We start from the raw sequence: 25,654 nt of genomic DNA, 5'->3' as shown, positions 1-25,654 counted from the left end.
TTTACTATTTTTGTGCAATTAATTATTTTTCTAAGGGTTGCAATATTGACACAGGGCAGGATCGGCAGTCTCTCGACCGTCGGGAAATAGTTTTTCTTTAGTATAACCGCACTTTTTGCATTTATAGATTGCGGCTCGCGCTAGCTGAGTCGGGAAATAGCACAGTCCGCAGGGCAATCCGGTTTTCATCTCAGCAATATCGAATCCCGGCCAACCGCACTCCGGGCAGAATTGCTTGAATTTTTTAACTAAATCCAGAGTTGCATTTTCGATGTTTTTCATCCGAGTTGGATTGTACATCGCCCGCATATCTGTTTCGATATGAACTCGGTCGTTTGACGATTTTTTTAAGCCTGCTGTTACAGCGTCAAAAAGTTGTTTTTCTGTCCTAATGCCCTTGACAATTTCGCCGTAACCCAGCGCAGCATCGCCAACTACAACCACCAGTGCGTGTTCGGGAAATCCAGCTTTTTTAGCAAAATCATCTGCTTCTTCTATACTGGAAACTAACTGGTGACTGTAGTTAGTTTCAACCGAAAAGGAGTCGCCGATTAGTTCTATATTGTTGGCTATATCTAATAAAATTACGATTTCTCTGTTCGCTGGCAGATACGGCATCATTGGGTGAGGGCCGAAAGTACCTTCGCTGGCAAAGGCAAGAGTTTCGCCGGTAATTTCTAGGGCTTTTTGTGCTTTATGGCGAGCCGCTTCTATTTGTGTTCCTAAGCGTTTAACTTCTCGCGTGAAGGTGCCGAAAGTGTCAGTGTCAAGCTCCGCAGGCACTAGGATATTTACACCCAATTCTCGTTGCAAAACCGGAGCCATCACCCGTTCTTTTTGGTGCATGGTAGCAAGAACTGCAGTGCGATCGCTCAAAAATTGATAGGCATTCACAGGCTCAGAAATATTAGACATACAGCAGCATCATTTCATAACAGAAGGTTCAAATACACCCTTTGACCTAAGTTATCAATTCAGGACTCCAGCGTCAATCTTGAAAGTGGCTAGTTGCCTCCAGTCACTCCCCCAGCTTGACCTCTGAGTACAAAAATTACTCCCGTCATAATTAGCGCTACCCCTACTAACCGCAGCGGTGGCAAAGGCTCGTGAAATATAAGTTTGCCACCTAAAACAGTAAACAGGTAACTAATTGACAATAAAGGTGAGACTATGCTAAGGTTTGCCCGCGACAAAACTACAATAAAGCCGATGGAAGAAATTGCATACAAAGAAAGACCACATACAATCAAAGGCTGGGTAGCCATTGCTAGAATTTTTTCTATTAGATTAGCAGCGCCAATGGGCCCTAAGATTTTAGCTCCTGCCTTCAGACTAAATTGACCTGCGACGCCGCACAATATTGCAGCAAGCAATAACAAAAAAACGCTTCTATTCACAAGTTTACTAACCTATAGTACAATCCCAAATTGCCGTTCCCAAAAACCTGAAAAACTTTAATTAAGTTTTGCTAGGTTTGATTCACCACTAATATTTTAAGCAGAGATACGGGAAAATTAAGTAGGGTCGATCGCGATCGAGAGTGGAACAAATATATGGCAGAGCAGACCAATCCAAGCGGAGAATACACTCTAGAACTATCGATACTCATGCCTTGCCTCAACGAAGCAGAAACTTTAGAAATCTGCATCAAGAAAGCACAGAAGTCCCTGCGCGAACTTGATATTGCCGGCGAGGTCATCATAGCAGACAACGGCAGCACTGACGGTTCTCAAGATATCGCTACCAGAATGGGAGCGAGAGTCGTGCCCGTAGCAGCCAAAGGCTACGGCAGCGCCCTCATGGGAGGCATCCTCGCAGCGCGCGGAGTTTATATTATCATGGGCGATGCTGACGACAGCTACAATTTTTCCAACCTCGGCTTTTTTGTCAAAAAATTGCGAGAAGGTTTCGACTTAGTAATGGGAAACCGCTTTCAAGGGGGCATCAAACCGGGGGCGATGCCGCCGCTGCACAAATATTTAGGGAATCCGGTGCTGACATGGGTTGGGCAGTTATTTTTCGCGAGTCCAGTCGGCGACTTTCACTGCGGATTGCGGGGTTTTAGGAGAGACTCAATTTTGAAACTCGACTTGCAAACAACGGGGATGGAATTTGCTAGCGAAATGGTCGTCAAAGCATCTCTGTACACATTGCGGATAACTGAAGTCCCAACCGTACTTTCTCCCGATGGACGCTCGCGCCCGCCGCACTTGCGAACTTGGCGAGATGGCTGGCGGCATCTACGATTTCTGCTCCTTTACAGTCCTCGGTGGCTGTTTTTGTATCCGGGTGTGGCGCTGATAATTTGGGGTCTAATTGTGGGCATCTGGCTATTACCTGGTACTCAAAAGATTGGTAGTATTAGCTTTGATGTACACACGCTGCTGTATGCTGCGATCGCAATTATCATCGGTTTTCAAGCAGTAACTTTCGCTTTTTTCACTAAGATTTTTGCCATCAGCGAGAAATTTCTGCCCGAAGACCCCAAACTCAACAAAATATTTCGCTATGTCACCCTAGAGACAGGATTGATTGTCGGAGTCACGCTGATTTTAATCGGAATAGTTGGCTCGTTCTTGTCATTAACTATCTGGAGCGAAACAGCTTTCGGTTCTCTCGACCCTTCTAAAACTCTGCGTTTGGTTATTCCCTCGCTCACTTGCCTGACTGTCGGTTTGCAGATAGTTTTGTCGAGCTTTTTTCTCAGCGTGCTGAGCTTGAAGCGTAGGTGATAACATTAAGGTTACTCCCAACATTCCTCCAAACTAAATTGCCATGCAGGGGAAGCTCAGGGCGATCGCACTTCCTTCGATCCTAAATTGCTATAATGACAATCAGCAAAAAATCTTAATGAAAAATCTATGTCTACTTATAGCGAGGTACTGAGTCAGGCTCAAAATCTCACTCTTGAAGAGCAACAGCAACTGTTAGAAGTATTGTCAGCATTGGTTCGCGATCGGGTAACAACCCAAACTCAGGGTAAACGATCGGAAATTGATGCAGCACTGATTGAAATGGTACAAGATCCAGAGTATCAAGCTCAAGTGCTAGAGATGGAGGCTGAGTTTGCGGTAGCGAGTTGGGAAGCGTTGCAATTGGGAGAATCTCCTGTATGAACCGGGGAGAAGTCTATGATGCTCGACTTGAGCCTGTTGAGGGTTCTGAACAAGGAGGAACCCGTCCTGTTATCATCGTTAGTCGAGCTACAATCAATACATATAGCCCTGTAGTTTTGGCTATTCCCTGCACTAAGTAAGTCGGTGCCAAAAAACGCCCCTATGTAAACGAGGGCAAAGTCTCCAAATGCTTTCTACTGGCTAACTTAAACCTGTTTACATAGTGTTATATTATTCGGTTTAATCTTGCCTACCTACTTACTTATCAAACTGGTAAACGAGTTTATCCCACTCAGGTATTAATTAAAGCTCCCGACGGTGGATTAACCAACGATTCTATCGCTATGGCAGATCAAGTACGGGTATTATCTAAATCTCGTTTATTGAGTTTACGAGGAATGCTTAGTGATGAAGCAATACTTCTGCTGAATCAAGCTTTATTAATTGCCTTGGATTTGCCTGGTCAAGTTTAATTGCACTTTGGGGAAGATAAGGGCGATCGTACTTTGGGAATAAAAGGGCGATCGCATTTTTGGTTAAGATCAGAGTTCCATCTATTTTGCAACTTTAATTTAAGAAATGTTAAAATAAATTAAGATATAAATTCCGGAGACTACTTGCAAGTCACTGTACTATCAAATAATATTAAATTTGAATGGCAATATTATGAATACCAGTAGCAGAAAGAGCAAAGCTTTGATGAATCAACGTAGAAAAAATTATTACAATTCACTATTTTACCTGATACTGGTATTACTGATTTATGGCTGTAGTCCTCCCCCAAGTCCTTCCTCAAGTCCTTCCCCAGAGAAGCAGGAGGAGCAGCTTCCTAAAACGGACTCAACAGATATTTGGTCGCAAATTCGTACGGGAAAGATTACAACGGCTGAAGCCATCATTACAAATCAAATTACCTGGCTAGATGGTCAACGTAACTGTCCCTATGTCACTTACACTGAGATTGCCGATGTCCGGAAAAAAGTAGATGGGGCAGGGGACTTTTGCGTTGCAAGAGTCAAAAACGACATAAATGCTGGTAATGTTTCAACTTCACAGGCCATTTTTCAAGGTGTTATTTCATGGCAAAATGCTCAATCTCAATGTCCCTTTATGTCTGAAGAAGAGAAAGACAGAGTAAGACAAGCCACAGAATTTGGGGCTTCAAATTTCTGTAGGTAATAGCTTATAACAGATTTAGCTACACAGTAAATACACCAAAAATATAAAGTCTACCGGGAGGTTTCATTATCACAAAATAGTGATTTAACATTATCTCTATAATTAAGGCTTTGTAGAGACGTTGTATACAACGTCTCTACAAATTGATGCCTACTCTAACTCTATTCTACTCCCTCAATCCGGTCTTCCACCTCCTGATAAAGTTCACGCAGACGATCCAAATTGTTCTCCGAAGTTTCCCAATAACCCCGGCCATTCACCTCAAGCAAAGTGCTGACAATCTTGCGGAACGAATGAGGATTTAAGTTAAGCAAACGCTTCTGCATCTCCTCATCTTGGATAAACGTAGTGTTGACATCTTCATACACCCAATTATCCACAGCGCCCGCCGTCGCACTCCATCCAGTCGTATTCACCAGACGCTTAGAAATCTCCCGCACGCCTTCATAGCCGTGCGACAACATCCCCTCGTACCACTTTGGATTCAGCAGCTTAGTCCGCGAATCTAAACGCACGGTTTCTGATAGCGTCCGCACCTGCGCGTTGGCTGTGGTTGTATCAGCAACAAAGGATGCTGGTTTCTTCCCATCTGCGCGCAAACTGCCGATCAATTTAGTCGGATCGGAGTCGAAATAGTGCGACACGTCGGTTAGGGAAATCTCGGCAGAATCTAAGTTCTGGAAGGTGACTTCCGCAGTTTTTAAGGATGATTCAAAAATCTGCCTGTCTTGTTCCATTGTTCCCGGATTGTCGGAAGAAAAGGCGAATGATTTGCGAGTTAAGTACATTTCCTGCAACTCTGCTTCGCTTTCCCAAGTGCTGTTTTCCACCGCCAAGTTGACGTTAGAGGAATAGGAACCAGAAGCATTGGAAAATACGCGGGTTGCTGCTTGTCGCAGGTTGATTCCCATTTCTTCCGCTTGCTTCAGGGCGTGTTTGCGGACAAAGTTCATCTCTAACGGTTCGTCGGCTTCCGCTGCCATTTTCACGGCTTTATCTAACAAATTCATTTGGTTGATGAACAAGTCGCGGAATACGCCCGAACAGTTAATTACTACGTCGATCCGAGGGCGTCCTAACTCTTCTAAAGAAAGCAATTCGAGTTTGTTTACCCGGCCCAATGCGTCGGGAACTGGCTTCACTCCCACCATCCACATTACTTGCGCGAGGGATTCGCCGTAAGTCTTGATGTTGTCGGTTCCCCACAACACAACGGCGATCGTTTCTGGGTAATTTCCGCCGTTATCAACGCGCTGTCTTTCTAACAGCCGATCGACTACAATCTTTGCAGACTTAACCGCCCCCGTTGTAGGGATTGACTGCGGGTCCAAAGCGTGCATATTCTTGCCAGTCGGCAAAACATCCGGGTTGCGAATCGGATCGCCACCGGGACCAGGCAGAATATACTCGCCTTCTAACGCGCGCAACAAAGCGCCTAATTCGTTGTCGGCACAAACTTGCTGCAAGCAGAACTCCAGATACTCAAACAGCGGTTTAATCGGTTCTGGATCGATTTTTTTGAAACCGGCAGCGTGCAGCGCATCAATCCAAGGTGTTTTCTTGCCCATGTTGAAGAAATTCAACTTAGAAACAAGGGAAACTCTACCCTCAGCGTCGGTTTGTTCCTTCACCAAAGCGCCCACTGCATCCCGACAGGCCAAGGTGATTTTTTGCAGCAATTCGACATCCGTTAAAATGCCTTTGTCGCTGTTGGTATAAACTTCTTCGATATCGCGTCCCAGACTGTTAGCGATAATTCGCGGCAAGCCGATCAGGTTGTCTTCCTCGCGGTCTAAATTGGCGATATTCACCAAAGTTGCGATCGCCTCTTCCGCAGTCGGCGGCTTACCGATAATATGCAAACCGCAAGGTAACAACCGCGACTCAATCTCCATCAATTTGCGGTAAACCAAGCCAACTAAATTGTCCCGTTCCTCCGAAGTCATTCCGGCAGCAACCCCTCTTTCTTGTTCGGGAGGTAGGGCGATATCCTTATCCAAATTCACCAAACGGCATTTTTCGACGATCGCATCAACAATCGCCACACCCCGACCCGTATCCTTCAAAGTTTGATAGGAAGCAATCAACTCGCTGAGTTCCTGCAAACCTTTGTACAAACCAGCATTTTCCGCCGGAGGTGTCAGATAACTGATGGTTTCAGCATAACTGCGGCGCTTGGCAATTGTTGCCTCGCTGGGATTGTTGGCTGCGTAATAATAGAGGTTAGGAATTTTGCCGATCAAACTGTCGGGATAACAATCGACAGACATTCCCATCTGCTTACCAGGCATGAATTCTAGGGAACCGTGAGTGCCGAAGTGCAGCACCGCATCCGCACCCCAAATGCGCTCCAAATATGTATAGTAAGCAGCAAAACCGTGGTGCGGGCTGGCGGAACGAGAGAATAACAACCGCATCGGATCGCCTTCGTATCCAAAAGTAGGTTGCACTCCGATAAACACATTGCCGAAATGTTTGCCGAAAATCAGCAAATTTTGTCCGTCGCTGTTCAAATGTCCCGGAGGCGGGCCCCAATTTTCTTGCAAGCGTTCCGAGTAAGGAGTGAATTCTTCGTATTCAGCGACGGACATCCGGTAAGCAACATTTAATTCCGGGCTTTGGTATTGGGCTGTTGCGTCGTGGATGACTTCTTGCATCAGTTTTTCGGCGGAATCCGGCAATTCTGGCAAGTCGTAACCGTTACCTTTTAAGGCTTTCAATACTTCGTAAATCGAGCCGAAAACGTCCAAATAAGCGGCTGTTCCGACGTTGCCTTTGTCCGGCGGGAAACTGAAAACTGTGATCGCAACTTTTTTATCTAATTTTGGTTTACGGCGCAGCATTGCCCACTTCATGGCGCGCTGGGCAATTGCTTCGATCCGGTCTTGTAGGGCGATCGCCTTTCCAGTTGCGCCATCTCTTCCCGACAAAATAATCGGTTCGATCGCGCCATCCAACTCAGGAATGGCAACTTGCAAAGCAACTTGAATCGGGTGCAATCCTAAATCGCTATTTTCCCACTCTTCCGTCGTTTGGAAAACCAGCGGCAAAGCCACCATGTAAGGGCAGTTTAGCTTTTTCAAAGTCTCGATCGCCTTCGGGTGATCTTGTTTCGCCGGGCCGCCCACCAGGGCAAAACCAGTCAGAGAAACGACCGCATCAACGATCGGCAGCGGTGTCACACCTTTCGCCCCAACTTCCAAGAAAAAAGTTTCAACAGGCTTTGAGAAGTCCAAACCACCGGCAAAAATCGGTAAAACCCGGGCGCCCATTGCCTCCAATTCCTGTACTATTGCTACGTAGTGCGCGTCATCTCCGGTGACTAAGTGAGTGCGCTGCAACACTAAACCGATGCAAAGTGCAAGGGGGTCTTTGAGGTCTGCGGAAATATCTTTGCGGGAATTGTACCAGGTGAGATATGCTTTTACATCCTCAAACATCGATGGTGCTAAAGGATGCCAAATCCCCATGTCCGGGTAGACAACGGGTTCTTGAAAAGTTAGCTGTTCCTGGCCTTTGAATACATATTTATGTGACAGCATCAGCAAGAAGTTTTCCAAGTTTTCTTGGGAACCGCCCAGCCAATACTGGAAACTCAGCATGAAGTTGCGGGCATCTTGGGCTTTGTCGATGGGCAAATATTTCAGCACTTTCGGCAAAGTTTGCAGCAGTTTCAGCATTCCGTCTTGGAAGGAACTCCCGGATTTTTCCTTCCGTTTTTTCATGAATTCGCCGATCGCACTTTTGCTTTGTCCCAACTGTGCCATCGAGAAACTGCCCATTTTATTGAGTCGCATAACCCCTGGCATCGACGGGAAGACGACGGCGACATCCAGGCTGTCGCGCAGCGGTTCCACCGCCGCTACCACCTTTTCGGCCAAGTCTTCGATAAAAATTAGAGAAGCAATAAATACATTGGCATCCGCCACATCCCGCTTGAAGGCTTCGTAATTTTCCGGGCTGCGAAGTTCCTCGATCAGGTAGCCGCTGATTTCTATTGCCAAATTCGGATTTTTCTGGTTTATCGATCGAACCGCTGCCGACAGGGCGCTTTGATACTGCGGTTCCAGTACGACATAGACCACCTTCATGAGCGATCGCCCCTGCAAGTTTTCCGGCACAACGTGGCGAATGGTGGGCTTGACGTGAGTGAACATCCGGTTAGGCTCCTTTAAGATGCTGTTTTCGGGAATCGGGAATTTTTTTATCCCATAAGCATTTTTACCAGAAAACGCTTGCCATTAGGCGATTTGAGCCTGCACATGACACAATTCGACAAATTTAGGCCAACTTTTCGTTACATTTTTTTATAAATTCCTTGAGCAAATACTCCATATTTTATTTGCAAAAATTTACTTGACAAATTTACTTTAATATGTAAAAGATTAATGGGTTGGATAAAAATAATTAAAAATTAACCAACTATTGAGAAAGAAATCCTGAAAAAATTTCCAAGTTTTGTAAAATTGATTAAACTTGCGATGAGAAATTAACTAATGGAAAAAACGCATAAATTCTGAAGGCAGAATGTAGCCTTCGGATAATTGCTGAGTCAAAAAAAGTTGAAATTTCACCAGGAACTTAAAACAATTTAATAAAGTCTATTTTGTGTAAATTCCTGATCGGCGATCGAGTTCATGGAAAGCTAATTGCTATAAACTCTCAAACTCATCAAAACCTTAAGGGGAAAATATGGCTAACTACGCAATTTTCGACGAACAATTCTACCTCGCCTCATATCCTTGGGTCAAACCAGCCATTGACGCAGGAGTCATCTCATCTGGAAGAGAACACTTTGAAAAATTTGGGCGAGAAGGCGGTCTAACAAAAGTATCGCGTTATTTTGACGAAAATGCTTACCTTGCTGGGAATCCAGACCTCGCACCCTTCGTCCGTACAGTCAACCCAAACGCGCCTTTTGCGACCGGCCTCGATCACTTTATCCAGTTCGGTTACGATGAAGGACAGCGCCGCACCCAAGTATCACCCGAATACAACGAAAGCTTTTATTTAGCCAACAACTCTGAACTCCAACCGTTTATTCAAAACGGAACTTTCAAATCGGGCTACCAGCATTTCGTTCAATTCGGGGCCAAAGAAGGTCGGTTCGGGACTTCATTTTTTGAACCAGAATACTTAAAAGAAAACCCCGACATTGTGCCGTTTGTTAACTCTGGAAACTTGAGAACAGGCCGGGAACACTTCTTCAATTTTGGACAATTTGAGCCTGCCCGCGACGCGACTTTTGTCGGCACCCGTACCAACGATGTTTTAACTGGTGTTGGCGTGGGCGATGTCGAACTTGTGGGAGTAGAAGTAGGTATAGATCCCCAAGGCAACCGCCAGTATGAAAGCTTTGGCACCAATGAATTCGATGTCTTGATTGGTGCTCCGGGAACCAATACATTCGTACTCGGGGTTCCTCCTACATCCGGGAATTTGAGCCCGACACCGCTGTATTTGGGTAACGGTCAAGCTACGATTCGCAACTTCGACATCGAAAGCGATTTTATCCAACTGCAAGGAACTTCTTTAAACGGCTACAGTCTAACTCCCATTGGCAGCAATTTGTCAATCCAGCGTTTTGGAGATGTGCTGGGCGTGATTGAAGGAGGAGCAAGTTTAAATTTGAGTTTCCAAGAATCTAACGGTAACGGTACTTTCTTGATTGGATAGTCATCGGTCATCGGTCATCGGTCATCGGTCATTAGCTAATGCTGATGATTGATGACTTTTAATTTGTTGTGGGCGATGGTGCTATGAAAAAGTACGATCGCACTTTATTTTAAACAGCAAACAATGAATTACGATATCTTCGACGAACAATACTACCTTGCCTCATATCCGTGGCTGAAACCAGCCATTGATGCAGGAATCATCAAATCAGGAAGAGAACACTTTGAAAAATTTGGTCAAGCCGCCGGTCTCACAAAAATATCGCGGTATTTTGACGAAGATACTTACCTTGAGGGAAATCCAGACCTTAAACCCTTTGTCCGCACTCCCAACAACGCAAACGCACCTTTTGCGACCGGACTAGACCACTTTATCCAATACGGTTACGAAGAGGGTCGCACTCGCGTATCGCCTGAGTATGACGAAGCATTTTATGTAGCAACTAACCGAGATTTGCAGCCGTTTATTCAGAATGGAACTTTTAAAAATGGCTACCAGCATTTCATTCAATTCGGGACCAAAGACGGTCGGTTGCCTACTTTTTTCTTTGAACAGGGATACTTAGGAAACAACCCCGACATTCAGCAGTTTGTCGAATCGGGAACCTTGAAAACTGGTCGGGAACACTACTTCAAGTTTGGACAATTTGAGCCAAGCCGCTCTGCGACTTTTGTGGGAACTTCTGGAAATGACATCCTCACCGGTTCCGGGGCGGGGAATGTGGAATTAATTGGAGTTGACGTAGAAGCCCCTAACGGCATCCGACGATATGAAAGTGACGGCAGCAATGAATTCGATACTCTCACTGGCGGTAGCGGCCGCGATAAATTCGTGCTCGGTGACATTGTTGGCTTCAGGGGAGGAACCCTCTCATCCAGACAGTTCTACATCGGCCCTGGTTTTGCTACAATTCGCAACTTTACTCAAGGTCAGGATATCATCCAGATAGGGATTCCCTTAGATCAATTATTGGTGTTTCCCATCAACAATAATCGAGATTTAGCTATCCAAACGAATGGCTTTCCCGTCGTTGAAAATGGAGTTTTCATAGCCAGTCGCTTTGACACAATCGCTGTTGTTGAAGGTAGTGGCAATCTCAATTTGAATCTATTACCAGGGTCTAGTATTATTAGATCTTTTCTTGGGTAAAAATATCGCAGATATGGATGGTTAGCCTGAGTTTATCATGGGGAAAATTATTAATTAAACAATCGGTAAATACAATTTCCACAAGTCAGGAAAACTCAACTTTCAATCTGCCACAGATTGGGATAACAAATCCATTTGCAGATCCAGTATATCTCACTTTCCTCAGCTAGAAAGCATAGAGCTTAAGTGAGATTTGATTAGGTAAAATCACCCAATCAAATAATTGTCTCAGTTCGGGATTATGAAGAAATTGCATAAATACCTCATTAAATCCGCAGGAGGAAAACATGGCTAGTTACGCAATTTTTGACGAACAATACTACCTTGCTTCATATCCGTGGCTGAAACCAGCCATTGATGCAGGAATTATCAAATCTGGAAGAGAACACTTTGAAAAATTCGGTCAAGCCGCCGGCCTCACAAAAATATCGCGATATTTTGACGAAGATACATATCTAGCTCAAAATCAAGATGTTGCACCATTTGTTCGCACCGCCAACAACCAAAACCGACCCTTTTCTTCAGGTTTAGACCACTTTATCCAGTTTGGTTACGAAGAAGGGCGCACGCGAGTATCGCCTGACTACGACGAAGTTTTTTATTTAAATCGCCACCCGGAGATAACTCCCTTCGTGCAGAACGGAATTTTTAAATCCGGCTTTCAACACTTTATCCAATTCGGAAAAACAGAAGGTAGGTACGGGACAAGTTTTTTTGAACCACGTTACTTGGGAGATAACCCAGATGTGGCGGCAGTTGTGGAGGCTGGAAGTTTAAAAAGTGGTCGAGAACACTATCTAAAATTTGGGCAATTTGAGTCAAATCGATACGGATTTTTTACAGGAACCAACGGTAATGATATCGTCACGGGATTTACAGCGGGAAAAAATCAAATTATCGGACTGCAAGTAGCTTTCGCCGGCCCTAATCCACCTTTTGGCATTAATAAGAATAAGTATGACGCTTTGAAATTGGATGACATCACGAGAGAGCCTTTCCTGACTACCACTGAATTCGATACATTGATTGGCACTTCTGGCATTGATTACTTCGTGATCGGAGATGCTGTTCCCAACAACCGACGTAGTTTGATCAGCCGAGTAGATTTCTATACGGGCAGTGGGGAGGCCAGGATTGTCAATTTTGAAAAAGGAAAAGATTTTATTCAGTTGGTGGAAAACGTTAATGAACTGAGTATATTTCCATCAGGGGCGGACTTATTAATTCAAAAATCTGGAGATACACTTGCCAGAATTCAGGGCGGATCAAATCTAAGCCTGCAACCGATTGAGATGATAAATCCGTTTAGTCCTCCAGTCAGTCTCACTTTCCTCGGCTAGAAAGCATAGAGCTTAAGTCAGATTTGACACTTGGAAAAAATCACCCAATCGGGTATTGTGTAACTTCCAGATGATTGATAAATTGCATAAACAGCTAATTAAAGCGGCCCGACAAAAAATGGCTAACTACGCAATTTTTGACGAACCATACTACCTTGCTCAATATCCTTGGGTCAAACCGGCCATTGATGCAGGAGTTATCAAATCTGGAAGAGAACACTTTGAAAAATTCGGTCAAGCCGGCGGCTTAACTAAAGTATCGCGGTATTTTGACGAAGATGCTTATCTAACAGGCAATCCAGATATCGCTGCGTTAGTCCGCACTCCCAACAACCCAAACGCCCCTTTTGCGACGGGTCTAGACCACTTTATTCAATACGGTTACGAAGAAGGTCGCACTCGCGTATCGCCTGAGTATGACGAAGCATTTTATCTCGCAAATAACCGACAGTTGCAGCCGTTTATTCAGAATGGAACTTTTAAAAACGGCTACCAGCATTTCATTGAATTCGGTCTCAAAGACGGTCAGTTTGGGACTTCATTTTTTGAAACAGAATACTTAAACAAATACTCCGATGTTCGGCCTTTTGTCGAATCTGGAGCCTTGAAAACCGGTCGCGAACACTACTTCAAGTTCGGAACTTCCGATCCAAGTCGATCTGCGACTTTTATCGGAACTTCCGGGAATGATATGATTGTCGGTGCTGGGGTGGGAAATACCGAATTAATTGGAGTTGAAGTAGGTTTAGGTACAGGTGGTGCCTTTTCCATCCCCGGTCGAAATTATGAAAGTGACGGCAGTAATGAATTCGATACTCTCACTGGCGGTAGCGGCCACGATAAATTCGTACTCGGAGACCTTATGCAAGGTACTGGTGGTAAGGGATACAGTTCCCCAACAAGGCTCTATATCGGGCCGGGTTTTGCTACAATTCGGAATTTTACCCAAGGTCAGGATAGCCTCCAGCTAGCATCAAGTAATTATGAAGGAGATCCCTTAGATAAATTCTTGGTACTTCCTATCAACAACAATCGAGATTTAGCTATCCAGACGAACGGCTTGTCAGTCTTGCGTCCAAATGGATCTTACGAAATTAGTAGCTTTGACACGATCGCTGTTATTGAAGGTGGCGGAAATCTCAAGTTGAATCAATTACCAGGATCTTCTTTTTCGATACTTTTACTTGGATAGAATTCTCGCAGCTATTCAGGATTGGTATTGGTCTGCTGTCGGTGCGATCGCACATTCGCAAAAAGTGCGATCGCACTTTTGTGTTTGCCATGAAAATAATAAAACAAGCTTAACAATAATTAACTTGACATACTGAGTTAGTAGAGTTACGTATAGTGGGTCAAGTTTAATCGACAAGTAAGCAGACTAAGCTTGGAGAAATAATTATGACTAATTATGACATTTTTGACGAACCATACTACCTGGCGCAATATCCTTGGATGAAACGTGCTATTGATGCAGGAATTATAAAATCTGGAAGAGAACACTTTGAAAAATTCGGTCAAGCCGGCGGCTTAACTAAAGTATCGCGGTATTTTGACGAAGATACTTACCTCGCTGGCAACCCAGACATCGCTGCCTTAGTCCGCACCCCCAACAACCCAACTGCACCTTTTGCGACGGGCTTAGACCACTTTATCCAATACGGTTACGAAGAGGGTCGCACTCGTGTATCGCCTGAGTATAACGAAGCGTTTTATCTCGCAAATAACCGACAGTTACAGCCGTTTATTCAGAATGGAACTTTTAAAAACGGCTACCAGCATTTCATTCAATTCGGCCTCAAAGACGGTCAGTTTGGGACTTCATTCTTTGAAACAGAATACTTACAAAAAAATCCCGATGTTCGGCCTTTTGTCGAATCGGGAGCATTGAAAACAGGTCGGGAACACTACTTCAATTTCGGCAAAAACGATCCCAGCCGGTTTGCGACTTTTATCGGAACTTCCGGCAATGACATCATCACCGGTGCTGGGGTGGGAAATACCGAATTAATTGGAGTTGAAGTAGGTTATGTTGCAAACAGTGATGGCTTTTCCATCCCCGGCCGAAATTATGAAAGTGAGGGCAGTAATGAATTCGATACTCTCACTGGCGGTAGCGGCCGCGATAAATTCATGCTCGGAGACCTTTTAGTAGGCGGTGGTGGTAAGCTATACAGTTCCCCAACAAAGTTATATATCGGGCCAGGTTTTGCTACAATTCGTAACTTTACCCAAGGTCAGGATACCATTCAGCTAGCAACAAGCGATATCCAACCTTCTTTAGATAAATTCTTGATATTTCCCATCAACAACAATCGAGATTTAGCTATCCAAACGAACGGCTTGTTCGTCTACTTTCCAGATGGAAGTTCGGGAATTAGTAGCTTTGACACGATCGCTGTTATTGAAGGCGGCGGAAATCTTAAGTTGAATCTATTACCAGAATCTAGAGGTTCTCTATCTCTACTTGGCTAGAAATCTCTAAGCTAGTGGGGATTTGCCCGATCGCTGCTGGGAAGTGCGATAATTAATTGTATCATCCAGAAACCGGGTTTCTCGAATAAACCCGGTTTCTAAGTCTTTAATGGCGATCGCGCGCTAGCTTCAAAACCTCAACAGTATCTTTGTGACCCTCCGAAGAGGCCCAAATTAACGCAGTCCAAGTATTATTATCCTTAGCTTTGATATCAGCTCCTTTATCGATTAAAAATTCCACAACTTGAGTGCGCCCGCTACCTGCTGCACTCATCAAAGCCGTCAAACCAAAATTAGTTTTAGCATTCACATCCGCCCCCGCCTCCAGCAAAAGCTGTACAATCTCCGTATGTCCGGCAGCAGCGGCACTCATTAACGGCGTCCACCCGTCATTATCGTGACTGTTGACATCCGCACCTGCAGCCAGCAATTTTTTGACGATCGCAGAATTGCCAGCCTCAGCCGCAGCCGTCAAAGCCGTCGCACCTTCCTCATCTTTGGCATTGATATCTGCACGCTGTTCGATCGCACTTTCTACAGCCGCAACATCACCCGTCTTGACGGCATCAATTAAATCTGTCATAAATTCTCCCTTGTATCCTCTCAAATATTAAATCCTATGACAGTCGATATTTTAATCCTCTCCAACGGCCCCGGAGAATTGGCAACTTGGGTGCGTCCCGCCGTGCAAGCTTTGCGCGAGCAATTGGGAAACGCGGGCACTCAAGCGCGAATCTCTGTAGTGCTGTCCCCCTGTCCGCACGCCACCGGGAAAGAAGCACAAATCGCTTGTTCCTACCCAGAAGTTGACAGAGTGCAAGCACCGGAGCATTTTTTTCCATTCCTATTATCTGGCAAAACTGCTGAAAATTGGGATTGGCACAAAACAGGAGTGGTTTTATTTTTAGGCGGCGATCAATTTTTTACGGTTGTTATTGGCAAAAGACTCAAATATCGCACTGTTATTTATGCTGAATGGGACGCGCGGTGGTATCGCTGGATTGATAAATTTGCGGCCATGAAACCCGAAGTTTTTGCTAAAATTCCCCAAAAATATGCTAATAAATTTACAGTTGTCGGAGATTTGATCGCAGAAGTAGGTAATCGAAAATCTGACGCCAAAGATGGGGCAGTAACCCTACGGAAAATAGAATTAATTGGATTGTTGCCCGGTTCTAAAGCCGCCAAATTAGCTTTAGGTGTACCGTTATGTTTGTCGATCGCCCAATCCATCCACCGCATCCGCCCTGAAACTCGCTTTGTTATTCCCGTTGCTCCTACCATAGATGTGCAAACTCTAGCAGGTTTTGCCGACCCTGAACAAAATCCTTGCCTGCATTTATTTGAGAACGCCAGCGCCGAACTTCATTTAACAGAACGGCAGTTTTTGCAGACAGCAAATAACTTGCAAGTAGAACTTTGGACGCAGACGCCCGCCTACGATTTGCTATCAGAATGCAGCCTCTGTTTAACTACTGTGGGAGCGAATACTGCGGAATTGGGTTCGTTAGCTGTACCGATGATTGTTTTGATTCCGACGCAGCAATTGGATGCGATGAAAGCTTGGGACGGATTGCCGGGATTGCTGGCAAATTTGCCGTTAGTCGGTTCAGCTTTTGCGACTGCGATTAATTGGCTAATCTGGCAATTGGGAAAGGGTAAGCTTTATGCTTGGCCGAATATTTGGGCACAGGAGGAGATTGTGCCGGAGTTAATTGGGAAGCTGGAACCGGAAGTAATAGCTCAATTGGCGATCGACTATTTGAGCCATCCTGATAAATTAGCACAAATGGGCGATCGTTTGCGTGCGGTTCGAGGAGAATCGGGGGCGGCGAAAAAAATTGCTCAATTGGTTTGTGAAGAACTTGAGGTGCAATCTAATTGTCATAATAAGAATTAGATTTTTTTATTTTTAACCGCAGAGCAATGCAGATTTAATCCAGATTAATTGGTAAAAACAGGCAAAAGAAATTTTATTTTCTCTTGCCTGTTTATTATCCCAAAACTCGATTTGCTTTCAAGCTAAGCTCGATCGTGCTTAGCAATCACCCAAACAGCGTGAATGATACCGGGAATAAAGCCCAAAAACGTGAGAACCAGGTTGATCCAAAAATCAGTACCGATGCCGACAGTCAAAAATACGCCCAGAGGGGGAAGAAAAATTGCAGCGACTATGCGAATTAAATTGTTCATCTCAGTTACTCCAAACGAGTTTTCTCTTTCAATTTAACTTCACTGACTGACTGAACCTTTCCCGAAAAACTTAGGCGGCGCTGCCATAGTGTAAACTTCGGTTTCAGCGGCGATTACCTGCCGCAAGTGACCGGGAAGCTGCATCAACCCCAACAGTGTAATTCCGTCGAACATCCGCAACCCGCCAGTTGTTTTCTCGGCGAGTAATTTGTCAGTAACTGCGGGTTCGGGCCGCGTATTTATTTCTTGATTAGAAGCTATCGCAAAACCCCAAGGAGCTCCGTAAGTAGAAATAAAGCTGGTGCAGGATTGAACATTGGAGAAAACAGATTTCAGGGTATTCACAATGCGAGCGTGCATTTTCATTTCTGCCGGAGAAACGGGGCCTGCTTGCACTACGAAATATCCGTTAGGTGACATTACGCTGCGAACTTTCTCAAAATACTCCTTGGTAAACAACTGGAAAGATGGGCCTTCTTCTATTGGATCGGACAAGTCAGAAATGACAATATCCCAATCTTTGTCTGTGTTGTCTAAATAGTCCAAAGCATCGCCGATTACTACTTCGCAGCGGGGGTCGTCAAAGGCGTTTTGGTGCATTTCTGGCAGGTGTTCGCGGCAAGCTTCTACTACTTCGCCGTCAATGTCGATCATCACGACTTTTTCAACTGTTTTCCAGCGCAGCACTTCTCTAATCGTAGCTCCTTCTCCGCCACCGAGAACGAGGACTTTTTTGGGTGAACCGTGACAAATCATGGCTGGGTGCACCAGGGGTTCGTGGTACAGAAACTCGTCGCCTGTACAAGATTGCCACTTACCGTCTAAAACTAAGCCTTTGCCGTAAGTACCGGTCTGAACGACATACATTTCTTGATAGGCTGTTTTCTTGTAAGCAAGCACCGCGATGACGCCGTGAACGTAAATATCCCAAGGGGTAATGTACTCGCTCATCCAAAAGTCTGCACGAACTTCGCTACCTGACATCAATTACTCTCCAAATATAAAGTGCTGTGTCGATGTTGTCACAAGTAGTAGTTCTTAACACAAAATGGTGCGGGTGTGTGAGTACGATCGACACATTAAAGTGAGATTTTTCAGCAATGGTATAGTGTGATTGCGTTCTGGGAACTCGCAAGTGGCTTGGTACTTGAGATTGCTTGTGGGCGATCGCGCGGGCAGTCGATCGCACTTTTCCCGTCGTCCCCACTCGATCGCACTCACATTTAATATTTTCGCTTTGCATTGCCGACGGGTTTTGTACAAAAGTTGTCTGAATCGGGCAATTTTTCGCGCTGGGCCCGCCTTTATAAGTTTGCGATCGCCCTGCTTATTTACCAATAATCGGATGAAAACCCAGCAAATGCGAGAGCGGGGAATACAAGTAGCAAGCGGTTTTAACTAGATTTGTTATTAATATGTTGACATTTTGAATGTATCTTAGATAATATTTTTATATCGACCAAAATAAAGGAACTCTTGAATTTTTCGGACACAATTGGTTAGGCGATGTGCGCGGAGATTCTCACTAGGTAAAGGGTGCAACTAAATTTCCTCATAAAACTGTTATGACACTATTTTTAGGTTCAAAATAATAGCCGATGGAACCAACGGACTGGGACAACAGAATCAAAGAGCTGGAAAAGGAAAATCGACTCCTGCGTAAAAAACTCGAAAAATCGGAAACCGAACGCAGCCAATTACAAGCCCTCAATCAAAAAAAAGAATCTTTGCTAAAAAAGCTCACTGAGGAATTTAGAGATTCCAAAAATATTTTAAAAGCAAGAATGTCGGCACTAGAAAAAGCTCTGGAAAACCAAAAAACAACCCAGCTCAAATTAATCGAAGCCGAAAAAATGTCGGCTTTGGGCATTTTGGTAGCTGGTATTGCCCACGAAATCAACAATCCCGTTAACTTCATCTACGGCAATATTACCTATGTCAATGACTATGCAGGAGACATTTTAAAATTGCTCGCTATGTACCAGGATCGTTATCCCGAAATAGATGCAGAGATTGAAGCTTTTCTGGAAAAAATTGACATCGACTTTTTGCGCGAAGATTTGTTGAAAACTCTGTCGTCAATGAAAGTTGGCTCCGAGCGCATCCGCGAAATTGTGCTGACTTTACGGAACTTTGCGCGGGTAGATGAAGGTGAAAAAAAACCCGTTAACATTCACGAAGGAATTGACAGCACCTTGTTAATTTTGCAGCATTTAACTAAAGAAAAGCCAGGTCATTCTGCTATAAAAATCATTAAAAATTATGGTTCTTTGCCCAAGGTAGAGTGTTATGCTGGGCAATTAAACCAGGTGTTTATGAACATCATTAATAATGCTGTGGATGCCCTGCGGGAGCGAGAGCAAAATTCGTCACTGGAAGAGATAGAAGCTAACCCTATCCAGATGACAATTACTACTTCTATTATTTCAGAAAATGGGGCAATAATTAGCATCAAAGATAATGGTATGGGAATGAATGAATCTGTAAAAGCGAAAATTTTCGATCCGTTTTTTACCACCAAACCAGTTGGTCACGGGACGGGTTTGGGATTGTCAATTAGCTATCAGATTGTTGTGGACAAACACGGCGGGAGGTTGGAGTGCATCTCCGCAATTGGAGAAGGGACTGAATTGGTGATCGAGATTCCGATCGCCAATTCCGGCCGCTAAGATCGATCGATCGAGCTAAACTGAGGGATAATGAAAACTCCCTTTGACCGCGGCTCCTTCTAGTTTGATGTGCAACCCTATGTCTACTGTCACTTTTGGTTTGTCAACCCCTATAGCGGCAGAGGCCGGGGCATCCTACGGCAGCAGCGAACCGCCACAGCGCCCCACTGTGCGGGCAGAGTGGATCGAGGTATTGGTGGACTCTCCTTTCAGGGTTGCGGGGGACTCGCCTGGGGAGGAAAATAAGTTATTTACCTATCGTTTACCTGCGGAACTTACCGTGCAACCAGGGGATATTTTGAGTGTACCCTTTGGCAGTCAACAGGTAGGCGCGATCGCGATTCGGTTCATTTCTCAACTGCCGCCCGACTTAGATCCGGCGCGGGTTAAAGATGTCGAAGATGTTGTCAGTACGGGATTTTTCCCACCGACTTACTGGGAATTACTCGAACGCACTGCCACCTATTATTGCACACCTTTAATTCAAGTAATTAGAGCCTCGCTGCCGCCCGGTTTGTTAAGCCGTTCCGTGCGCCGAATTCGCTTAATTAAGGATGCTCTTTCTCCCAATGCCGAAACATTTCTCAATCCCGCCGCGAGTCAAATTTTGCAATTGCTGCAAGCTCAAAAAAACGGCGATTATACTTGGCAATACCTCCAGCGCCAAGTTAAGGGAAGTTATCGGGGATTGAAAGATTTATTGAAACGCGGTTGGGTAGAAAGTTATTTAGAACCTCCAAATCCTCCCAAACCACAACTAAAACCGGCAGTGACATTAATTGCTAGTGCATTTGTCACAGATTTAACCAAGCGGCAACAAGAAGTATTGGAAGTTTTGCGGCGCGGTGGCGGTGAAATGTGGATGAACGATTTGCTGAGAATTTGCAGCGCGAGTTCTTCTGTTGTCAAAAATTTGGAGCAAAAAGGTAGTGTTGTAATTGACCAAAGGGAAGTTCTCAGGGGCGATCGCGGAATTTCTCAATTGCCCGATGCACCAAAAACTTTAACTTATTTTCAAGCTCAAGCCTTAGCGTTTATTAACTCTTTTTCGGGATTTCGTCAAGTGCTGCTGCACGGCGTTACAGGTTCCGGGAAAACCGAAGTGTATTTGCAGGCGATCGCCCCAATCTTAGCCAGCGGCAAATCCGCCCTCGTGCTGGTTCCCGAAATCGGCCTCACACCGCAACTTACAGACAGATTCCGCGCCCGTTTTGGCGAGCAAATTTGCGTGTACCACAGCGCCCTATCCGACGGCGAACGTTACGATACATGGCGTCAGATGCTGACTGGAACACCGCAAATTGTCATCGGCACGCGATCGGCTATTTTTGCGCCTTTACCTCACCTCGGCTTAATTATCCTCGATGAAGAACACGACAGCAGCTTCAAACAAGACGATCGACCCCCCTGCTACCACGCCCGCACCGTTGCCAAATGGCGCGCCGAATTAGAAAATTGTCCCTTAATTTTAGGTTCTGCAACGCCAGCTTTAGAGACTTTTGTCGGGACGCGAAGAGATTATTACTCGTTACCAAATATCCATTATTTATCATTGCCCGATCGCATTTATTCCCGCCCGATGCCGCCTGTGGAAATAGTCGATATGCGCCAAGAATTGCGGCAAGGAAACCGCTCAATTTTTAGTGCTTCCCTGCAAAACGCGCTGGAAGAATTGCAAGCAAGACAACAGCAAGGTATTCTATTTATTCACAGAAGAGGACACAGTACCTTTGTCTCTTGTCGGAGTTGCGGCTATGTGATGGAATGCCCGAATTGCGATGTTTCCCTGTCTTATCACCACGTCGGCGAAGGAACCACAGAAGTGTTGCGGTGTCACTACTGCAACCACACGGAACGACATCCCCAAAACTGCCCAGAATGCAGTTCTCCTTACTTCAAAAACTTTGGTAGTGGCACTCAGCGAGTCGAACAGGAATTAACGAGATTATTTCCCGAATTGCGGGCAATTCGGTTTGACAGCGATACGACTAGAAATAAGGGCGACCACCGCAGATTGTTAACGCAATTTGCCAATGGGGAAGCTGACATTTTGTTGGGTACGCAAATGCTGACGAAAGGGTTAGATTTAGCTGGAGTAACCTTGGTGGGAGTTGTGTCTGCTGACGGGTTGCTAAACTTATCCGATTATCGGGCAAGCGAACGAGCTTTTCAAACATTAACTCAAGTCGCGGGCCGTGCGGGCAGAGGCGACGATCCGGGGCGGGTAATTATTCAAACTTACACTCCCGAACACCGGGTTATTCAAGCAGTTAGGCGGCACGAATATGCAGATTTTGTGGAAACAGAATTAGCAGAAAGAGCGGCGCTGAATTATCCACCTTCTGGACGGCTGGTATTGTTGCGATTGAGCAGTGTAGATGCGGCGGAAGTTGCGGTGACGGCGGTACAATTGGCGTCTGTTTGTCAGGAGTATATTGAGCGATTGTCTGTACCGGGATGTGAGTTGTTGGGGCCTGCACCTGCGGCAATTATGCGGGTGGCAAATCGGTATCGGTGGCAGATTTTGCTGAAGTTGCCTTTGGATGAGTCGGTGGATTTGTCGGATTTGATCGGATTGCGCGATCGCACGCCGCGTTCTGTTAGTTTAACTATTGATGTCGATCCGTTGAATTTTGGTTGAGCGAGGGCAACCTAAAAGCCCGGTTTCGGATTAAGCCTGTAAAAGCTTCTCTACCGATTGAGCAATAGCAGTCTCATCCTGGAACTCAGAATTATCAATCTCTAAATCCCAAGGCAAATCGACCAGCAACGCACGTTCATTAATTTCTTTTAACCTATGGTCTGAAACAGGAATGTGGGTTGAGACATCTCTCGTCATGACTCGCTCTATACAGGTATCGAGTGGAGCTTGTACATGGATTAGGAACACGCGGAAGCCTTGTCGCAAGGCTGTTAATAACTCTGAGAAGGTATGGGCTGTGCCTGTAGACTCGATGCAAAGGGTGGAATGTGATTGAGCTAACTCATCCAGTTTTTCTAACACAATTTGGAATCCTCGTTTCTCCAACGGAATTCCTTCTAATCCTGGCTCTAGCCTAAGCACCTCAAGAAATATAGGTTCAATCCGTAGAAACTTTACATCTAGATATTGCTCCAAAACACTACCAATGAACGTCTTGCCAACTCCTTTGAGTCCTACTAGCAGCAACAGATTACACGGTTTTGTATTGTAAGATGAGTACATATTGCTTTAACAAGACTTACGCTACATGAGTCAATTTTTATAATATATTTTTTACACAACTATGTAGTTGTAAGGTGCGCCGTGCACACCCTACAACTAGAGTCTCTGCGTAAATCCTAAAAACTAAGGCAAATCAGTGCTCCCCATCAGATAAAGGTCGCACTCCCGGGCCACGCCGCGCCCTTCGTTAATCGCCCAAACCACCAAACTTTGTCCCCGGCGACAGTCACCGGCGGCGAACACTCCCGGAATGCTGGTTGTATATTTTTCGTGCTCGGCTTTCACATTGCTGCGGGCGTCCCGTTCCAATCCCAAGTCATCCAGCAAGGGCTGTTCCGGGCCGAGGAAGCCCATCGCTAGCAACACAAGCTGTGCGGGCAACACTTTTTCGGTGCCGGGGATGTGGTTCGGAATGAACTGCCCTTTTTCGTTTTTCGCCCACTCCACCTCAACGGTGTGCACGGCTTTGACATTGCCGTTTTCGTCGCCCTCGAACTTTGTCGCCGTGGTGAGATAGCCGCGGGGGTCGTCGCCGAATTTGGCTGCGGCTTCTTCTTGACCGTAGTCGAGGCGGTAGACTTTTGGCCATTCGGGCCAGGGATTGTTGGCCGCGCGTTCCGAGGGCGGTTTGGGCAGGATTTCTAGCTGTACCAGGCTTTTGCAGCCGTGGCGGATGGAGGTGCCCACGCAGTCGGTGCCGGTGTCGCCGCCGCCGATGATCACGATATCTTTGCCTTCGGCGGAGATGAAGTTATCGTTGGTGCTCTTGTCTAAAACTGCTTTGGTGTTCGCAGTTAAAAAGTCCATTGCGAAGTGGATGCCTTTTAATTCCCGGCCGGGGATGCCCAAGTCGCGGGGTTTGGTGGCGCCGGTACAGAGCACAACGGAGTCGTATTCTTTTAGCAGTTGTTCTGCTGGTAAGTCTTTGCCGACTTCGGTGTTGCAGACGAATATCACGCCTTCGTCTTCGAGGACTTTGAGGCGGCGCATTACGACTTGTTCTTTGTCTAGCTTCATGTTGGGGATGCCATACATTAGCAGGCCGCCCGGTCGATCGGCTCTTTCGTATACTGTTACCCAATGACCGGCTTTGTTTAGTTGCGCGGCTGCGGACAAACCGGCGGGCCCGGAACCGATGACGGCGATTTTTTTGCCGGTGCGTTTGGCTGGCGGTTCGGCAGTAATCCAGCCTTCATCCCAGCCTTTGTCGATAATCGAGGCTTCGATGTTTTTAATCGTGACTGGCGGGTTGTTGATGCCGAGCACGCAAGCGCCTTCGCAGGGTGCGGGACAGACGCGGCCGGTGAATTCAGGGAAGTTGTTGGTTTTGTGGAGTCTGTCTAGGGCTTCTTTCCAGAGTCCGCGATATACGAGGTCGTTCCATTCGGGGATGAGGTTGTTAATCGGGCAGCCGCTTGCCATGCCGCTGATAATTGTGCCCGTGTGGCAAAACGGAATGCCGCAATCCATGCAGCGCGCGCCTTGGGTGCGGAGTTTGTCCTCCTCCATTGGCAGGTGAAATTCGTCCCAGTTGTGGACTCTCTCGACAGGTGAGAGTTCAGAGGGCAATTCGCGCAAGAATTCGATAAAGCCTGTTGGTTTTCCCATAGTGGTGTTCTGGTTAGAATTTACTATTCTGGTAGTTTGTCAAAGCTGAAGCCTGTATGCTTATGAACTAACTATTGTCATATAAATTGTGGGCGATCGCACCTGAGATTGAGCAATTCCTACCTGAAATCTTCAATATCGCCGGGAGTCGGGGAATTGTCGGCAGCCGTAAAATATAGATCGACAGCCAAGAAACGGGGTTTTTTAGGGGAATTAAAAGTTTTAAAGGTTTTGAGGCAGTATTTTCGTCCATCAAGCCCGGTTTCTGCGTAATTTCAGCATTGCTTACTCTGGGACGATCGCATTTACCGCTACAGCCACATCTCGAAACGCTGACGGCTTAACTCCGACGGTCCGCCGGCCTCAACTTTGAAACGCAGTCCCCATCTGGAGAGCATCGAGCTCCTATACAAAAAGTTACAGACCTTGCAAAATAATATTTTCAGGATATACTACTGTAAATCTGTCAAATAAGCGGAGTTTAGTGTTTTAACTCCTAAAATAGGTAAATAAACTTATGAGCATTACAGTTCAGAACGTATCGAAACACTTCGGCTCCTTCCACGCAATTGACAACGTGAATTTGGAAATTAAAAGGGGTTCTTTAGTCGCGCTGTTGGGGCCTTCCGGTTCCGGGAAATCGACTCTGCTGAGGATGATCGCGGGGCTAGAACCGCCGGACAGCGGTCAGATTTACCTGACGGGTGAAAATGCTACTCATCAGTCGGTGCAGGAACGCCATATCGGTTTTGTGTTTCAGCACTATGCTTTGTTCAAACACATGAGTATTCGGAAAAATATTGCTTTTGCGATGGAAATTCGCAAAGTTCCTAAAGGTTCTATTAGCAGGCGGGTTGATGAACTTTTGGAGTTAGTGCAGTTGACAGGTTTGGGGGATCGCTATCCTTCGCAACTTTCCGGGGGCCAGCGGCAGCGGGTTGCTTTGGCCAGAGCTCTAGCAGTTCAACCTAAAGTGCTGCTGCTAGACGAACCTTTTGGAGCATTAGATGCTAAAGTCCGCAAAGAATTGCGATCGTGGCTGCACAA

The 25,654-nt window shown here is 45.7% G+C and carries 21 protein-coding genes and 1 pseudogene; 13 read left to right on the top strand and 9 right to left on the bottom strand.

Going from position 1 to position 25,654, the window contains the following annotated elements; genetic code table 11:
* Positions 1–30: 30 nt before the first annotated feature.
* Together QUA45_RS18695 and QUA45_RS18690 are read right to left on the bottom strand one after the other, a co-directional pair.
* Positions 31–915 (bottom strand): DUF6671 family protein, encoded by an 885-nt coding sequence (locus QUA45_RS18695; protein ID WP_333221808.1) that lies wholly within the window; start codon positions 913–915, stop codon positions 31–33.
* Positions 916–1,004: 89 nt separating this feature from the next.
* Entirely contained in the window at positions 1,005–1,397 is a 393-nt protein-coding gene (locus QUA45_RS18690) for a transporter (protein WP_333097466.1), read from the bottom strand.
* Between the two features lie 156 nt (positions 1,398–1,553).
* Here QUA45_RS18690 and QUA45_RS18685 point away from each other — a divergent pair, with 156 nt between their 5' ends.
* The 4 genes and pseudogenes from QUA45_RS18685 to QUA45_RS18670 all read left to right on the top strand — a co-directional run bounded on the left by QUA45_RS18685 (position 1,554) and on the right by QUA45_RS18670 (position 4,295).
* Positions 1,554–2,732 carry a glycosyltransferase family 2 protein gene (locus QUA45_RS18685; RefSeq protein ID WP_333097467.1) on the top strand — a complete coding sequence of 393 codons (1,179 nt, stop codon included), beginning with the start codon at positions 1,554–1,556 and terminating at the stop codon, positions 2,730–2,732.
* Between the two features lie 129 nt (positions 2,733–2,861).
* Positions 2,862–3,116 carry a hypothetical protein gene (locus tag QUA45_RS18680; RefSeq protein ID WP_333097469.1) on the top strand — a complete coding sequence of 85 codons (255 nt, stop codon included), beginning with the start codon at positions 2,862–2,864 and terminating at the stop codon, positions 3,114–3,116.
* A pseudogene (locus QUA45_RS29210) lies at positions 3,113–3,589 on the top strand (type II toxin-antitoxin system PemK/MazF family toxin). Before QUA45_RS18680 ends, QUA45_RS29210 begins: the two are co-directional and overlap by 4 nt.
* Positions 3,590–3,782: 193 nt before the next feature.
* Entirely contained in the window at positions 3,783–4,295 is a 513-nt protein-coding gene (locus QUA45_RS18670; RefSeq protein ID WP_333221806.1) for a hypothetical protein, read from the top strand.
* Between the two features lie 161 nt (positions 4,296–4,456).
* On the opposite strand, the gene QUA45_RS18665 is transcribed toward QUA45_RS18670, so the two are convergent.
* A complete protein-coding gene (locus QUA45_RS18665) occupies positions 4,457–8,452 on the bottom strand; it encodes a magnesium chelatase subunit H (RefSeq protein ID WP_333221805.1) in 3,996 nt (1,331 codons plus the stop codon).
* A gap of 535 nt (positions 8,453–8,987) precedes the next feature.
* Here QUA45_RS18665 and QUA45_RS18660 point away from each other — a divergent pair.
* The 5 genes from QUA45_RS18660 (at position 8,988) to QUA45_RS18640 (ending at position 14,932) form a co-directional block, all read left to right on the top strand.
* A complete protein-coding gene (locus QUA45_RS18660) occupies positions 8,988–9,971 on the top strand; it encodes a calcium-binding protein (RefSeq protein ID WP_333097473.1) in 984 nt (327 codons plus the stop codon).
* Between the two features lie 123 nt (positions 9,972–10,094).
* Complete coding sequence (locus QUA45_RS18655) at positions 10,095–11,120, top strand: calcium-binding protein (protein ID WP_333221804.1); 1,026 nt, start codon at positions 10,095–10,097, stop codon at positions 11,118–11,120.
* Positions 11,121–11,407: 287 nt separating this feature from the next.
* Entirely contained in the window at positions 11,408–12,460 is a 1,053-nt protein-coding gene (locus QUA45_RS18650; protein WP_333097477.1) for a calcium-binding protein, read from the top strand.
* 118 nt (positions 12,461–12,578) lie between these two features.
* Positions 12,579–13,652, top strand: a complete 1,074-nt coding sequence (locus QUA45_RS18645) for a calcium-binding protein (RefSeq protein ID WP_333221815.1) — start codon at positions 12,579–12,581, stop codon at positions 13,650–13,652.
* A 206-nt stretch (positions 13,653–13,858) separates the two neighbouring features.
* Positions 13,859–14,932 carry a calcium-binding protein gene (locus tag QUA45_RS18640; protein WP_333097479.1) on the top strand — a complete coding sequence of 358 codons (1,074 nt, stop codon included), beginning with the start codon at positions 13,859–13,861 and terminating at the stop codon, positions 14,930–14,932.
* A 106-nt stretch (positions 14,933–15,038) separates the two neighbouring features.
* Here the strand turns inward: QUA45_RS18640 and QUA45_RS18635 are convergent, their stop codons facing one another.
* Positions 15,039–15,515, bottom strand: a complete 477-nt coding sequence (locus QUA45_RS18635) for an ankyrin repeat domain-containing protein (protein WP_333097480.1) — start codon at positions 15,513–15,515, stop codon at positions 15,039–15,041.
* Positions 15,516–15,551: 36 nt separating this feature from the next.
* Here QUA45_RS18635 and QUA45_RS18630 point away from each other — a divergent pair, with 36 nt between their 5' ends.
* Positions 15,552–16,832: a lipid-A-disaccharide synthase gene (locus QUA45_RS18630; protein WP_333221803.1), complete on the top strand. Its 1,281-nt coding sequence runs from the start codon at positions 15,552–15,554 to the stop codon at positions 16,830–16,832.
* Between the two features lie 122 nt (positions 16,833–16,954).
* On the opposite strand, the gene QUA45_RS18625 is transcribed toward QUA45_RS18630, so the two are convergent.
* Genes QUA45_RS18625 through QUA45_RS18615 form a run of 3 tightly spaced genes read right to left on the bottom strand, consistent with a single transcriptional unit; the run spans position 16,955 to position 18,368 of the window.
* The gene (locus QUA45_RS18625) at positions 16,955–17,125 is read right to left on the bottom strand and encodes a YqaE/Pmp3 family membrane protein (protein WP_333071975.1); all 171 of its coding nucleotides are present in this window, start codon (positions 17,123–17,125) and stop codon (positions 16,955–16,957) included.
* 39 nt (positions 17,126–17,164) lie between these two features.
* Positions 17,165–18,109, bottom strand: a complete 945-nt coding sequence (locus QUA45_RS18620) for a fused MFS/spermidine synthase (RefSeq protein ID WP_333097484.1) — start codon at positions 18,107–18,109, stop codon at positions 17,165–17,167.
* Entirely contained in the window at positions 18,099–18,368 is a 270-nt protein-coding gene (locus tag QUA45_RS18615; protein WP_333221802.1) for a hypothetical protein, read from the bottom strand. The genes QUA45_RS18620 and QUA45_RS18615 overlap by 11 nt, the downstream gene beginning before the upstream one ends.
* Before the next feature lie 355 nt (positions 18,369–18,723).
* Here QUA45_RS18615 and QUA45_RS18610 point away from each other — a divergent pair, with 355 nt between their 5' ends.
* Both QUA45_RS18610 and priA read left to right on the top strand, forming a co-directional pair.
* Positions 18,724–19,794, top strand: coding sequence for an ATP-binding protein (locus QUA45_RS18610; protein ID WP_333221801.1), 1,071 nt, complete (start codon positions 18,724–18,726; stop codon positions 19,792–19,794).
* A gap of 79 nt (positions 19,795–19,873) precedes the next feature.
* Positions 19,874–22,435 (top strand): primosomal protein N', encoded by a 2,562-nt coding sequence (gene priA, locus QUA45_RS18605; RefSeq protein WP_333221800.1) that lies wholly within the window; start codon positions 19,874–19,876, stop codon positions 22,433–22,435.
* Between the two features lie 30 nt (positions 22,436–22,465).
* Here priA and QUA45_RS18600 read toward each other — a convergent pair whose 3' ends face one another.
* Positions 22,466–22,999, bottom strand: a complete 534-nt coding sequence (locus tag QUA45_RS18600; protein ID WP_333166506.1) for an AAA family ATPase — start codon at positions 22,997–22,999, stop codon at positions 22,466–22,468.
* A gap of 123 nt (positions 23,000–23,122) precedes the next feature.
* A complete protein-coding gene (gene gltD / locus QUA45_RS18595; protein ID WP_333221799.1) occupies positions 23,123–24,607 on the bottom strand; it encodes a glutamate synthase small subunit in 1,485 nt (494 codons plus the stop codon).
* Positions 24,608–25,124: 517 nt separating this feature from the next.
* Between gltD and QUA45_RS18590 the strand changes: the two genes are divergently transcribed.
* The coding region (locus QUA45_RS18590) for an ATP-binding cassette domain-containing protein (RefSeq protein WP_333221798.1) at positions 25,125–25,654 on the top strand (530 nt) is incomplete at its 3' end.

This window comes from Microcoleus sp. Pol12A5, from assembly GCF_036701435.1.
Classification (GTDB): Bacteria; Cyanobacteriota; Cyanobacteriia; order Cyanobacteriales; family Microcoleaceae; genus Microcoleus.
This window is presented reverse-complemented; position numbering and strand designations above follow the sequence as displayed.

Coding starts and splice junctions, on each gene's coding strand:
- QUA45_RS18695 (WP_333221808.1), bottom strand. CDS start 915: ATGTCTAATATTTCTGAGCCTGTGAATGCCTATCAATTTTTGAGCGAT.
- QUA45_RS18685 (WP_333097467.1), top strand. CDS start 1,554: ATGGCAGAGCAGACCAATCCAAGCGGAGAATACACTCTAGAACTATCG.
- QUA45_RS18680 (WP_333097469.1), top strand. CDS start 2,862: ATGTCTACTTATAGCGAGGTACTGAGTCAGGCTCAAAATCTCACTCTT.
- QUA45_RS18670 (WP_333221806.1), top strand. CDS start 3,783: ATGAATACCAGTAGCAGAAAGAGCAAAGCTTTGATGAATCAACGTAGA.
- QUA45_RS18665 (WP_333221805.1), bottom strand. CDS start 8,452: ATGTTCACTCACGTCAAGCCCACCATTCGCCACGTTGTGCCGGAAAAC.
- QUA45_RS18660 (WP_333097473.1), top strand. CDS start 8,988: ATGGCTAACTACGCAATTTTCGACGAACAATTCTACCTCGCCTCATAT.
- QUA45_RS18655 (WP_333221804.1), top strand. CDS start 10,095: ATGAATTACGATATCTTCGACGAACAATACTACCTTGCCTCATATCCG.
- QUA45_RS18650 (WP_333097477.1), top strand. CDS start 11,408: ATGGCTAGTTACGCAATTTTTGACGAACAATACTACCTTGCTTCATAT.
- QUA45_RS18645 (WP_333221815.1), top strand. CDS start 12,579: ATGGCTAACTACGCAATTTTTGACGAACCATACTACCTTGCTCAATAT.
- QUA45_RS18640 (WP_333097479.1), top strand. CDS start 13,859: ATGACTAATTATGACATTTTTGACGAACCATACTACCTGGCGCAATAT.
- QUA45_RS18635 (WP_333097480.1), bottom strand. CDS start 15,515: ATGACAGATTTAATTGATGCCGTCAAGACGGGTGATGTTGCGGCTGTA.
- QUA45_RS18630 (WP_333221803.1), top strand. CDS start 15,552: ATGACAGTCGATATTTTAATCCTCTCCAACGGCCCCGGAGAATTGGCA.
- QUA45_RS18625 (WP_333071975.1), bottom strand. CDS start 17,125: ATGAACAATTTAATTCGCATAGTCGCTGCAATTTTTCTTCCCCCTCTG.
- QUA45_RS18620 (WP_333097484.1), bottom strand. CDS start 18,109: ATGTCAGGTAGCGAAGTTCGTGCAGACTTTTGGATGAGCGAGTACATT.
- QUA45_RS18615 (WP_333221802.1), bottom strand. CDS start 18,368: ATGCAAAGCGAAAATATTAAATGTGAGTGCGATCGAGTGGGGACGACG.
- QUA45_RS18610 (WP_333221801.1), top strand. CDS start 18,724: ATGGAACCAACGGACTGGGACAACAGAATCAAAGAGCTGGAAAAGGAA.
- priA (WP_333221800.1), top strand. CDS start 19,874: ATGTCTACTGTCACTTTTGGTTTGTCAACCCCTATAGCGGCAGAGGCC.
- QUA45_RS18600 (WP_333166506.1), bottom strand. CDS start 22,999: ATGTACTCATCTTACAATACAAAACCGTGTAATCTGTTGCTGCTAGTA.
- gltD (WP_333221799.1), bottom strand. CDS start 24,607: ATGGGAAAACCAACAGGCTTTATCGAATTCTTGCGCGAATTGCCCTCT.